The sequence below is a fragment of the Psychrobacillus sp. L3 genome, from assembly GCF_042945595.1.
GTDB lineage: Bacteria > Bacillota > Bacilli > Bacillales_A > Planococcaceae > Psychrobacillus.
On record NZ_CP168493.1, the window covers coordinates 3,437,574 to 3,450,140 of the forward strand.

Below are 12,567 nucleotides of genomic sequence, written 5' to 3' on the forward strand. Positions count from 1 at the left end.
TTGAGGTGACGATATGTTTGTTAGAAGAGAAAACTTGAAACAATATATTAAGCTTTATCCTATAGTATCCACATTACTTGCATTAAATATTTTAATCTTTCTATTAACATGCATTCCAGTAGTAGGAGTACATCTACGCAACTTAGGAATTGGCTTTAATCTTCTCATTAGTGAAGGCGAGTATTGGCGTTTAATCACACCAATGTTTTTACATGCAGATTTTACGCACTTACTATTTAATATGTTTTCTTTGTATTTATTTGGTCCGGAGCTAGAACAACTAGCAGGAAAAGCCCGCTTTTTAACCATCTATCTGTTAGCTGGCTTAGTTGGAAATGTTGCAACTTATTTACTTTTAGATTGGAGATATCAAAGTCTCGGGGCTAGTGGTGCAATTTATGGTATATTAGGAGCTTTTGGTGCTCTAGTTTATTATACGAGAAATTTCATGCCTCAATTGAAACAAATTATTTTGCCTATTATCGTTATTGGTGTGGTAATGACATTCCTTCAGCCGAATATAAACGTTACTGCACATCTCTCCGGTCTAATTACAGGCTTTATTATTGGAATGATTTACTTTCATCCTAAGCGAATAGCAGCTTGGAAAAAGAAAAAATTTAAAATAGTATGAAAGAAAGAATAGCGCTACTAGCTGATTCGGCAAATTTAGAGGTTTGCAATTCTCAGATGAAAAACGCAAGCGTCCTTCAAGTTCACCTGGTCTTTACCATTTCCTGAGTGCTTTGGACGAAATATCTGCTACACTATTACCATTAGATTATGGATCGTGAAGTGACTGTGTCACTTCACGATCCATTTTTTCGGTAATCTTGTGGCGAGTGTTTGTCCGTCGCCCTCTTGGAATATGTAAAGACAAGGTGTATAAGGTTTGGTTAATGAGAGATTAGATGCTTTCCTATTCTTTTAAAAGAGGACAAAGATGCAATTTCGTCCGCTCAGCACTTCTTTATAAATGAATGCTATCTATTTTTCTACAGTTTTACCAACTCTAATCATATTCCCATTGAATCAAATAAACTTTCGACGGTAAAAGTAAAATTTAAAAAATATAGATTAACCTAGGATAATAAGCTCTCATGTTACAATTTAAAAAGGTAAGCCTTATTTATGCTTATTTCAAAAAGCAACTTTCAATTAGCAAGTACTACAAACCACCATAAATATTGGATTTTTTACGTTCAATTTCAAATACTTTCTTTTCTTTTAAGTTAACAAAAGAACAGCTATTAAACAATCGGCTGTTCTTTTTCCTTTTGTATCGCGTTTGGCTTTATAGGTTGATACCAATTTATTAGCCTTTCTGCGTCTGCTTTATCTAAATGAGGGACTATTGCAGTAGAACCACCCACACCAGATTTTATCGTAGTGATAATCGAAGAAACGTTCTTTCTTTTTTGAAAAAAAGTCATCCTTTCCGTCATCGATTGAATTCGCTTTTTTTCCATCCAAATAGTTACTTTACTTAAATTTCGATATCTCATCACTAAGTGCGGACCATTTACCGCATATCCCGCGGTTCTATGTTGCCACATCCCAAATATATAGCTTAGAGGCAGCAAGATTAATGATAGAAGGCCAAACGGATAAAAAAAGTAAATAACAGTAGCTGATACTGGAATAATCCAAAGAAAATCTAATCGATAGAAAAACTTTCTCGACCTTTTCGGAACAGTTATGAAATTAGGTTCCAAATCAAGCTCTAGAAAAATCTGTTCCAATACACAATGGATCTTCGTTTTTTTTACTAAAGGAAGCAAACGAATTTTTTCATCTTTTTCTTCAAGGGAACCACCAGCACTATCGACTATAATTGACGCATAGCCAATTAGCTGACGAAAAGGATTCTCTACGACTCTCACTCCTTGAATACGCGAAAGGGGAAGCGTTATTTTCTTCTTTTCTAAAAGTCCCCTCGTAATAACAATCTCATTGTCCTCTATACTAATAGTAAAGTTATAGTAATTAATTAGCGTGAGAATAACAGACACTACCCAAGCAACCAATAATACAAAGAAAACTCCAAGTACTATTATTAGTGCTCCAAATCGAATGAACACAACGATTTCATCATATATCATTTCATATGGAATAATATTAGAAAACTGCGCTGCAAAAACGGCCAGTCCTGAGAAAAACACACCCACTCCACCCGATGTACTTGCTAACACAATTAAATCTTTTATTGACATTGTAAAAATTGGTCGAGGTTCTTCCATTAGAACTACTTCGCGCTGTATTGCTTCATTTAATTCAACTGGTTGCTTGCTTTTCGTTTGTATCATTTCTCTTTTTATTTGCTCTGCTGCGTCTTTCGTAATTGCCGTTAATACCGCATCCGCTTCTTTTGTTGGTCCTCCTCCAGCTGTTTCTACTTTTACTTTAACGAGTCCGAACGGTCTATGAAAGATGCCCTCTGTATAGTTTAAACTTTGGATCCGCTCAAAAGGAATATACCTCATTTTCTTTACAAACAAGCCATACTCAATACGCAGCTCTCCTTCTTCAAACCAGTATCTGAATCTTTTCCATTTAACGATTCCACTCACAAGTAGAAAGATAAGGACGAAAGCATAAATACTATAGGTAATAAACGAAGGCCAACCATCGGAGTCCCTGCTTCCTCCAAAACCATTCACTGTAACTACGACTATAAAAGGCAAGATCATATCTTTTAAAACTTTTATAAAGTTTATAATTGCTGAAATAGGATGTAACTTGTACTTTTCGTTAAACATCATCTTCGGCCACCCTTGCTAGCACAGATATTCTCCCTCTCAGTTCATCTGCTTCTGCCGTCAAAAGTGCTGGAATAATATGATTCGTAGCTGCTGTAGAAATGGTAATCGATGCTAAATCGTATTTTCGCAATATTGGTCCTTGCTCTGTATCGACATGTTGAACGCGAACCATGGGCACTAAAGTTCTTTTTACAACAAATAAACCGTGTTGTAATTCAATCTCTTGTTCTCGAACTTCGTATCTCCATCGCATCCATCTAACTTTTGGAAACAAATAAATTAAAAAGTATGCTATTAACAGGATAACTACCCCAACAACTATGTATACCCATATAAAATTTCCAATGAAATAATTAATGACACTAGCCCCTATTCCAATTACCACTGCAATGAGTGTTTGAAAGACCCCATAAATTCTCCACACTCGTAATCCTTTTTCAGATATTCGATTAATTGGTTCCATTCTCATTTTAAACACCCCTTCCCTAGTCATTGTATACGATTTTCAACGGGAAATGTTTCAAACAATGTAGGATTCATAGACCTTATCCAATTAAGTTTACTTATCATCCGATCACCACAATTTAAAAAAGGATGAATCCATACAAAATGTAGGATTCATCCTTTGGAATTGTGCTATTAGTTTTCGCTACGTGTTGAGCGAGTTCTTGTACTACGTTGTGTAGAACCGTCACGTGGACCACTGCTGCGACGTGCGCCACCACTACTTGGACGAGAACCGCCACCGCCACTTGAGCGTGGAGCTCCGCCACGATCGCTACTTCCGCGACCTGCTGATGAACTACGTCCGCCACCGCTGCTACGGTTACCTTTGTAACCACCGCCGCCGCTGCGTCCGCCGCCACCACCACTACGTTCTCTACGAGCTGGTAATGGGCGTTCTTCAGAAAGAGAGATTGGTGTATCATCTGGCTCTTTCGTCATTGATTTTAAAGCTGCAGCAATTACATCTACTGCTTCAAATTTTCCAAGCATTTCTGCAGCTAATGTGCGATAATCACCTAAATCATTTTTGTTTACAATTTCAGATAGTGTGTCAATTGCTACACGTTGTTGACCAACTAACGCCTCATCTGAACTAGGTGGAAGAAGTACAGTCATACGTTTTTTCGTCGTATCTTCTACAATACGTAAGTAACCCATTTCTCTTGGTGTTACGAAAGTTACAGCGATACCACTTTTACCTGCTCGTCCAGTACGACCGATACGGTGAACATAGCTTTCAGGGTCTTGTGGAATATCAAAGTTGTACACATGCGTTACGCCAGAAATATCTAATCCACGCGCTGCTACATCTGTTGCAACAAGGATATCAATTTTATTTGATTTGAATTGTTTTAATACTGACATACGTTTCGCTTGACTTAAATCACCGTGAATTCCTTCTGCTAAGTAACCACGAATGCTTAAAGCATGTGCCAATTCGTCCACCCGACGTTTTGTACGACCAAAAATAATTGCAAGTTCTGGTTGGTGCACATTTAATATTCTAGAAAGAACATCAAATTTTTCACGATCAGTAGCTTTTACATAGAATTGTTCAATATTTTCAACAGTCATTTCTTTTGACTTGATTTTTACTTCAACTGGATCTTTCATGAATCTTTCAGCAATTTTACGAATAGGTCCTGGCATAGTAGCGGAGAACAATAATGTTTGACGTTCAGCAGGAACACTTTCTAAAATTGTGTTGATATCTTCAATGAATCCCATGTTAAGCATTTCATCTGCTTCATCTAAGATAAGTGTTTGCACTTGATCAAGCTTCAATGTACGACGGTTGATATGGTCTAGAATACGACCAGGTGTACCTACAATTACTTGAGGTTTGTTTTTAAGCGCACGGATTTGACGACCAATTTCTTGTCCACCGTAAACAGATAATAGACGAACCTTTTTGTCGTATCCTAATTTATAAAGCTCTTCCGAAACTTGGATTGCAAGTTCACGTGTTGGAGCGATGATTAACGCTTGAATGTTCGGGTTTTTTGTATCAATTTTTTCAATCATAGGGATACCAAAAGCTGCAGTTTTACCTGTACCTGTCTGTGCTTGACCAATAACATCACGGCCACCCATAGCATGTGTAATAGTACCTTCTTGAATTGGTGTTGCTTCTTCAAAACCCATACGTTGAACGGATTTTAGTGTAGAAGCGCTAATATTTAATTCTGAAAAATTTGTCAAAATTTTAATCTCCTTTTTGTTCTGTTTTGACAAATGGTTACATTTTCAGATGAAATTGCGGCAAATTCGAGCCTATACGAGGAACGTTTCCGTTACTTAAAATTCTCTGTGGTTTACAGTTCAGAGGGGTCTTATATAAAGGGAAAGCCCGGTCTTTTGCCGAGCGGTTCGTTAAAAAGGGGCTTCATACCCAACGATTTCAACAAACCGTTATGTTCAAAAAAAAGTACTCTTCATCAATTACTGAAGAGTCTTCACACAAAATGTATCCATTGCTCTAAACGTAGTATAGCATGCCCTATTATCAGTTGCAATGAATTAGTAACTGTTGTAATTATTAGTTAATTTTTTTCTCGTTTTTCCACCTCTTCATCCGTTAAAAAACGGAGTGCTTTAGTAAACCAAACTTCACAATCCTCGCTATAGCATATATGATGCTTCCCTGTTTCCGAGTAAATTAACTCTTTTTTCTCTGTTCCAATCTGATCAAACAAGAACTTAGCTGTCGTATAAGGAACGATACCATCTTTTTTTCCTTGAACTATACAGATTGGTATTTTAATTTGGCCATAATAAGGTTCAACTATACGTACTAATCGCATAAATTCAAAAGTGGCTTGTATGGGAGTGGATTTCCACTTATCTCTATATAACTGATACAACTGGTTATCTTCTAACTTTCCAGCCATTGCTTCTTTTGCTATTTCACGAACATCTTGCAGTAGTTGCGTCGGATAAATGTATTTCGCAGCTGCACTTAATAATACGAGTTTACAAATTGGATAACGATTAGCTAAATATAATGCAATTACACCACCCATTGAAAATCCAATTATATATACTTGCTCCACTTCTTTTTGAAGTTGTCTCAGTGTTTGTTCTGCTGCCATCAACCAATTTTCGGCAGACAGTTTTTCAAGAGAAAGTATTTCTCCATGTCCAGGTAATGTAGGGACAACTATTTTCCAGTCTGTATTCGTTTCTAAGAAATCCACAAGTGGTTGCAATTCATAGGGACCACCGGTAAATCCGTGAATACAAAGTACACCTGTTTTCATACTGCCCCTCCATTCCCTTTCTTTATTTTCGAAACGGTTCAATTACTCTTTCTAATTTCATACCACGTGAGCCTTTTACTAAAACGATTGATTTTTTATCTACACGCTTTTCTAAAAATGAAATCAATTTTTCACAATCATTTTCTACCCAAATAATATGTTCCTCATTAAAATGCTCTACTAATTTATTGTATAACCATTTCATTCTTGGTCCAAACAAACATACCCCTGCAAATACCGCATTTGAAATAGATGAACTTATCTCTTCGTGGTATTGCTTTTCATTTTCACCAAGCTCTAACATATCTCCAAGTACGAGCCATTTATCCGGTTTAATAGATGATTTTTCCACAAAAGAGATAGCTGCCCTCATCGATGTAGGGGCGGCATTGTATGCATCATTGATAAAAATAGCTCCGTTCACAGCTTCTACAACTTGCATACGCATATCCGTTAACACGATATGCTTCAAAGCTTCACGCATTTGTTCAACAGTTAGCCCAACTTCATTTCCAATTAATAGAGCTGCAAGCGTATTTTTTACTTGGTGCTCCCCAAGAATTGGAATAGACATTTCTTCCTTTAATGATCCCTCTACACGGAATGAACTACCTTGTTCCGTAAAAGCCACATTTGTAATTAGCAAATCATTTTGCTCACCTAAACCAAAAGATTTTGTCTTTATAGAAGGAACACTTTCCACAAACGGTCTTAGCAACGGTTCATCTCCATCATAGAATAACCATCCATCTTCTTTTAACCCAGAAATGATTTCAAACTTCGCTTTAGCAATTCCTTCTCTAGACCCAAGATCTTGCATATGAGCTTCCCCAATATTCGTAATTACAGTATATGTTGGCTTAGCAAGATTGGATAGAAATTCTATTTCACCAAAGGAGCTCATACCCATTTCCAACACAGCAAACTCTGTATCTTCTTCTAGCGAAAGTATCGTCAAGGGCATTCCTAATTCATTGTTAAAATTCCCTTCTGTTTTTTTTACATTGAAATAGGGAGAAAGCATACCTGCGACTAAATCCTTTGTGGAGGTTTTCCCATTTGAACCTGTGATTCCTATGAAAATGGTCTGCAACTCCGCGCGATATGAAGTCGCCATTAGCTGAAGTGCCTTTTCTCCATTTTCTACGAACAAAAGAGGTACGTCCTTCGGTGGATTTGGTTCATCCATTAACCAAAGCGACGCTGCAGCTCCTTTGTCAAAAGCATTTTGGACAAAATGATGACCATTGACGTTTTCCCCACGGAAAGGAATAAATATATCTCCAGGCTTCAATGTTCTTGTATTTATTGATACACCTGTTATAAGTGGATTTAAAGTAGAAGTAGCATCTATCTTTAACCATTCTGCAATTTCAGTTAATCTTTTTTTCAACTTGGTCACTCTCCATCCTTAGAGTGCTCAAGTTGTTGTTTTTCTTCATATCGTTCTATTGCAAGTTCGATCAATTCTTCTATTAACTCTGAATAAGACAATCCCGATTCTATCCAAAGCTTTGGATACATACTAATTGGCGTGAATCCAGGCATTGTATTTACCTCGTTTATAACTACCTCTTCATTTTCAGTCACAAAAAAGTCTGCTCGAACAAGACCAGAGCAATCCAGTACTTTAAAGGCACGAATCGCAGCATCTTCCATCTTCTTCAATAATTCGGAGGAAATATCAGCCGGAATGGCATAATTAGTCGTTCCATCCTTGTATTTCGCATCATAATCATAAAAATCTTTAGTTGGTAAAACTTCTCCTGCTATAGAGCATCTTGGCGTGTCATTCCCAAGAACACTCATTTCTAATTCACGAGCAACAATCCCCTGTTCTACAATAATTTTCCGGTCATATTTAAATGCAAATTCCACGGCATTCAGCAGTTCTTCTCTGTTCGTTGCTTTGGTGATCCCAACACTTGAGCCCAAATTTGCCGGCTTAACAAATAATGGCCACTTCAAGTTTTCATCAATCTTTTGCAACAAATCAGCTCGATTGTTTTTCCACTCATTACGAATAAAATGCACGTAAGGAACTTGAGATAAGCCAGCTTGTGCAAATAATTGCTTCATCACTACCTTATCCATTCCAGCAGCAGATGCTAAAACACCATTTCCGACATACGGCAAGTTCAATACTTCTAATAAACCTTGAACAGTGCCATCTTCACCGTTTGGTCCATGAAGTAACGGAAAAATAACATCCAAATTTGAGTTATCTTTTTTCTCCACAATATTTGTATTAGTTGTTTCTACTGGTAAAAAGTTAGTTATATTATTCGGTCTGTTCGATCCTCCACCAAATTGAAGCGCTTCTACCGACTCTGCTGGACCGATCAAAGCATTCCCTTTTCTCCATTCGCCTGTTTGCGTGATAAAAATAGGATAGACTTCAAATTTCCCGAAATTTATCGCTTGTGTTACTGCTCTTGCAGTCAATAACGACACTTCATGCTCTGCTGATTTTCCACCATATAATAAACCTAATTTTATTTTCATTAGTTAAATAACCTCCACGTTTTGGATAGTTCTAGTTTATCACGTACAGTGCAATTAGATGAACAATTAACAGAATAAATTGCGTCCAATTACAACAAAAATATGACAATATAGTAAGTAAAAGCTGATTCGCGGATAATGTTTTATATTACCCATAAAGCTAGCATATGCTGTTCCAATCGGAATCGACTTTATTTCTCTGCAAATATGATAACTGATTATATTCCTCCAAATATACATAAGAAAAACGCAAGCTTCCTTTAAGTGCATCTTTTCTTTACTATTTCCCGAGTGCTTTGGACGAAATATCAACTACACTTTTACCGTTTGAATTTTTGTGGATCGTGAAGTGACTGCGTCACTTCACGATCCATTTTTTTCGGTAATCTTGTGGTGGATGTTTGTCCGTCGCCCTATTGAAATGTGTAGAGACAAGGTGCATAAAGTTTGGTTAATGAGAGAATAGTTCCTTCCTTCTCTTTTAAAAGCGGACGAAGATACAATTTCGTCCGCTCAGCGCTCCTTTATCAATGGATACTATCTATTTTTTCAGGGTCCACTTAGCCTATTTATAAAGAATGAAAAGTACCAGTTCATTATTTCGCCGAAACATATTTTCTTTCTTATTTGTACTTTTGATTGGAGCTGAAGGTGGCGACTCCTTGTGGATTAGCAAGCAAATCAAGACCTTGGAATAAAGCGCAGCAAAGGAAGCGGCTTGATGCTTGCCCCCAGAAAGCGTCCGCCTGCAGCGGAAATCATCCTGTTCCTAGCATGAAAATTCATATACTTTCTTATTCTTAAAAACAAACGCTTTTGCTTCTTTCGAAGCAAAAGCGTTTTGTTTATATTTGTATGAACAAATCAGCTGGCTTGTTTAAATGATGCTTCAAATCCCCTAAAACTTCATCTGGAAATATATTTTCGGGTAAGCTTCGAATTTCAATTCCATAATTTGTTTTATCTAGTTTAAATAAAGACATTAGCACGCCATCTTCATAATAATCGGCATATGCTTCCACCTTTTCTGAATGTAGCTCTGGTAACACGACATTATTCTTTTTTCTCCAAAAGGCTGTTGATTTTGTTTTTTCACTTATTTGTTGGTTAAATGCATTAGCTATTAATTTATATAAGTCATCTATATCACGAAAATATATCTTCGTAATTTGCTCTCCTTCATCCGTCAAATAGACAAATCTATTTTGTAAATGATGGTAAAAAGGTAAACGAAATGCTTCTTTTTTATGCGCAATATATAAGAGTTCTGCTTGTTCTTGAGGAGACAGCATATTTAACTTCCGCTCATCAGAAAAATCGAGTATACATAATTCTGTTGGTCTTTCCAAATAATCTTTTAAGAAACGAGTATATTGATTTTGCACAACAAACTCTAACTGCGTATGAATATTAAATGATGTATCTTCATATCGGTGCTTCAATAACAAAAGAGCTGACAAATCAGAGAAGTATCTTAAAAATTGGTGGACGGATAGCCCACTAAATAATGCAAAATGCTCTATTTCATTCACATGTACATATAAATGAGTCAAATATTCTTCTATTTCTTTCTCTTTTTTTGCCACTGAATCCACTCCTTTATCATCTGTTATATATTAACATAACTTCAACAAATGAAACATCTGTTTTTGTTCTAACGTCACTAATAACTGACAAGCAAAAAACATTCATTTAGGCTATAATAGGAAAAGTATCAGACGCCGTATTTCTGCGACGAGTAAGATGGCGACTGAAGCTGGAAAATGAAATTTGACAGAAATTTAGGTGACTTGTATGGAAAACAAAAAAGGCTTTGCCGATCGTTTTGATTGGACACTAGCTTTTATCATATTATTATTTTTAATTATAAGCTTATTAGCGATTTCATCTGCAGTTACAACTGGTCAATATGCTGGAACCAACTTTGTAGCCAAACAAGTTTTTTGGTATGTGGTTGGAACTATCATCATCTGTCTAGTTATGTTTTTTGAACCGGAGCAATATAAGAAAATGTCCTGGTATATTTATGGTTTTGGTGTGTTACTTCTTATTATTCTCTTTATCCTGCCTGAAAGTTTAGCTTTTGTAGCACCTAAGAACGGAGCGAAAAGTTGGTTTCACTTACCTATTGGGGATATTCAACCCGCTGAATATATGAAGACTTTCTATATTTTAGCTCTTGCCCGATTGATTACAAACCATCATGAAAATTATTTGATGAAGAGCTTAAAAACGGACTTTATATTACTCGGAAAAATTGCTTTAACCATGCTTCTACCATTAGCGTTTATCCTGAAGCAGCCTGACCTTGGTACTGCTCTTGTATTTTTTGCCATTACAGCTGCTTTAGTTATAGTCGCAGGGGTTACTTGGAAAATCATCTTACCACTATTTTTAGGTGGAGTAGGTATTGGTGGCCTACTTTTATGGATGGCTATCTATATGCAAGATTTTTTAGAAGCTAAGTTTGGTTTACAATTATATCAATTTGCTCGAATTTATTCATGGTTAGATCCTTATGCCTACGCATCGAATGAGGGGATGCACTTAATCACTGCTTTAAATGCCATTGGTTCTGGAGAGATTTTTGGGAAGGGATATGGCGGTCGAGTAGTGTATGTTCCAGAAAATCATACTGACTTTATTTTTGCTGTTATTGGGGAAGAATACGGGTTTGTAGGTGCAAGTATAGTCATAAGTCTTTTCTTTTTTCTTATTTTCCATTTAACGAAGATTACACTTCAGTTAAAGGATTCTTATAGTACGTATGTATGTGCCGGAATTATTGCGATGATTACCTTTCATGTATTTGAGAATATTGGAATGACGATTCAATTGCTACCAATTACAGGAATTCCGCTGCCGTTTATAAGCTATGGTGGGAGTTCTCTAATGGGGAATCTGCTTGCGATTGGTTTAGTATTTAGTATGAAGTATCATCATAAAACTTATATGTTCGCTAAAAATGAAGACGACTGAGAAAAGCACAAGCGTCCTTTAAGTGCACCTGGTCTTCACCTTTTTAACGAAAAAAAAAGGATCGTGAGATGACTTGGTCACTTCACGATCCTTTTTTTCGGTAATTATCTGGTAGGTGCAAAAAAGAGGGTGGCTCTAAAGTTCTTTTGTTGCGAACTTTTTGAGTCACCTCTTTTCAACTTTGTACGTGAGGACTATTTGCTGGTGGCACTAGTGCTTTAAGCATGTCAAGTCTCGATTTTGTCATTGTAACAGTCACACCAATTTTTGAAAGATTACTTACAATTTTCTTCAAATCAACTTCCTTAGCCATTCTTTCCACCTCGTCCTTTCATTAATTATTACGATTTATTTTAAATTAAGTTTCTTATATTTTAAATTTTTTCTCTACATTATCATACCACTTTTTGTATCGTTTAAATCTTTCATTTTTGTTACATATTTTAATCTTTTGTAAACCAAGCTAGATAATAACAGAAAGGAGTGATTTAAGTGAACGTGAAAGATGTAATGAGTAAAGAAGTCGTTACATGCAATCCTCAGGATTATGTGAATGAGGTTGCCGATCAAATGCGCACATTAGATATTGGTTGTCTGCCCGTCCTGAGTAATAAAAAGCTTGTAGGCATGATTACCGATCGTGATATTGTGACACGATCGGTTGCAAAAGATGCTAAAAGTAAGGTGGAAGATGTTATGACAAAATCCATCATTTCAGTATCTCCTGATGACTCAACGGCAGAAGCTTCTATCATTATGGCAAGAAACCAAATACGCAGACTTCCAGTAGTGGAGAATAGTGAGCTAGTTGGTTTTGTATCTTTAGCTGACTTAGCCTTCCCTTTTCCACATGTGCAGGAAGTTTCTAATGCTATGGAAAGTATATCCGAACCGCGCTATTATTAAACATGGAAGTTGCCCTTTTTTGAAGGGTGGCTTCTTTTTTTGTGTTTACTTTGGTAGATGGCTTATTACATTTCCGCACTCTTTTGCATTATATGTATATTGATGTCAAACTTATTGGAAACGTGTAATATAGAGGGTAGAAGATTTTC

Annotated in this window: 11 protein-coding genes; 3 read left to right on the plus strand and 8 right to left on the minus strand. The window is 36.5% G+C overall.

What is annotated here, in order from left to right; all coding sequences use genetic code 11:
* Positions 1-13: 13 nt before the first annotated feature.
* Positions 14-634 (plus strand): rhomboid family intramembrane serine protease, encoded by a 621-nt coding sequence (locus tag ACEPXD_RS17185; protein ID WP_391117889.1) that lies wholly within the window; start codon positions 14-16, stop codon positions 632-634.
* Positions 635-1,250: 616 nt separating this feature from the next.
* Here ACEPXD_RS17185 and ACEPXD_RS17190 read toward each other — a convergent pair.
* The 7 genes from ACEPXD_RS17190 to ACEPXD_RS17220 form a co-directional block, all read right to left on the minus strand.
* Positions 1,251-2,762: a PH domain-containing protein gene (locus ACEPXD_RS17190; protein WP_391117891.1), complete on the minus strand. Its 1,512-nt coding sequence runs from the start codon at positions 2,760-2,762 to the stop codon at positions 1,251-1,253.
* The gene (locus ACEPXD_RS17195; RefSeq protein WP_391117892.1) at positions 2,752-3,231 is read right to left on the minus strand and encodes a PH domain-containing protein; all 480 of its coding nucleotides are present in this window, start codon (positions 3,229-3,231) and stop codon (positions 2,752-2,754) included. The genes ACEPXD_RS17190 and ACEPXD_RS17195 overlap by 11 nt, the downstream gene beginning before the upstream one ends.
* A 170-nt stretch (positions 3,232-3,401) precedes the next feature.
* Positions 3,402-4,970 (minus strand): DEAD/DEAH box helicase, encoded by a 1,569-nt coding sequence (locus ACEPXD_RS17200; protein ID WP_391117894.1) that lies wholly within the window; start codon positions 4,968-4,970, stop codon positions 3,402-3,404.
* A gap of 341 nt (positions 4,971-5,311) precedes the next feature.
* Positions 5,312-6,028 carry an alpha/beta hydrolase gene (locus ACEPXD_RS17205; protein ID WP_391117896.1) on the minus strand — a complete coding sequence of 239 codons (717 nt, stop codon included), beginning with the start codon at positions 6,026-6,028 and terminating at the stop codon, positions 5,312-5,314.
* A 22-nt stretch (positions 6,029-6,050) separates the two neighbouring features.
* On the minus strand, positions 6,051-7,421 hold the full coding sequence (locus tag ACEPXD_RS17210) for a UDP-N-acetylmuramoyl-tripeptide--D-alanyl-D-alanine ligase (RefSeq protein ID WP_391117898.1): 1,371 nt from the start codon (positions 7,419-7,421) through the stop codon (positions 6,051-6,053).
* Between the two features lie 5 nt (positions 7,422-7,426).
* Positions 7,427-8,533, minus strand: coding sequence for a D-alanine--D-alanine ligase (locus tag ACEPXD_RS17215; protein ID WP_391117900.1), 1,107 nt, complete (start codon positions 8,531-8,533; stop codon positions 7,427-7,429).
* Positions 8,534-9,378: 845 nt separating this feature from the next.
* Positions 9,379-10,119 carry a hypothetical protein gene (locus ACEPXD_RS17220; RefSeq protein ID WP_391117902.1) on the minus strand — a complete coding sequence of 247 codons (741 nt, stop codon included), beginning with the start codon at positions 10,117-10,119 and terminating at the stop codon, positions 9,379-9,381.
* A gap of 208 nt (positions 10,120-10,327) precedes the next feature.
* Here ACEPXD_RS17220 and ACEPXD_RS17225 point away from each other — a divergent pair, with 208 nt between their 5' ends.
* On the plus strand, positions 10,328-11,512 hold the full coding sequence (locus tag ACEPXD_RS17225; RefSeq protein WP_391117904.1) for an FtsW/RodA/SpoVE family cell cycle protein: 1,185 nt from the start codon (positions 10,328-10,330) through the stop codon (positions 11,510-11,512).
* Between the two features lie 175 nt (positions 11,513-11,687).
* On the opposite strand, the gene ACEPXD_RS17230 is transcribed toward ACEPXD_RS17225, so the two are convergent.
* Entirely contained in the window at positions 11,688-11,825 is a 138-nt protein-coding gene (locus ACEPXD_RS17230; RefSeq protein ID WP_391117906.1) for an Lmo0850 family protein, read from the minus strand.
* A 179-nt stretch (positions 11,826-12,004) separates the two neighbouring features.
* Here ACEPXD_RS17230 and ACEPXD_RS17235 point away from each other — a divergent pair, with 179 nt between their 5' ends.
* Positions 12,005-12,418, plus strand: a complete 414-nt coding sequence (locus ACEPXD_RS17235) for a CBS domain-containing protein (protein ID WP_391117908.1) — start codon at positions 12,005-12,007, stop codon at positions 12,416-12,418.
* The last annotated feature ends 149 nt before the right edge of the window (positions 12,419-12,567 follow it).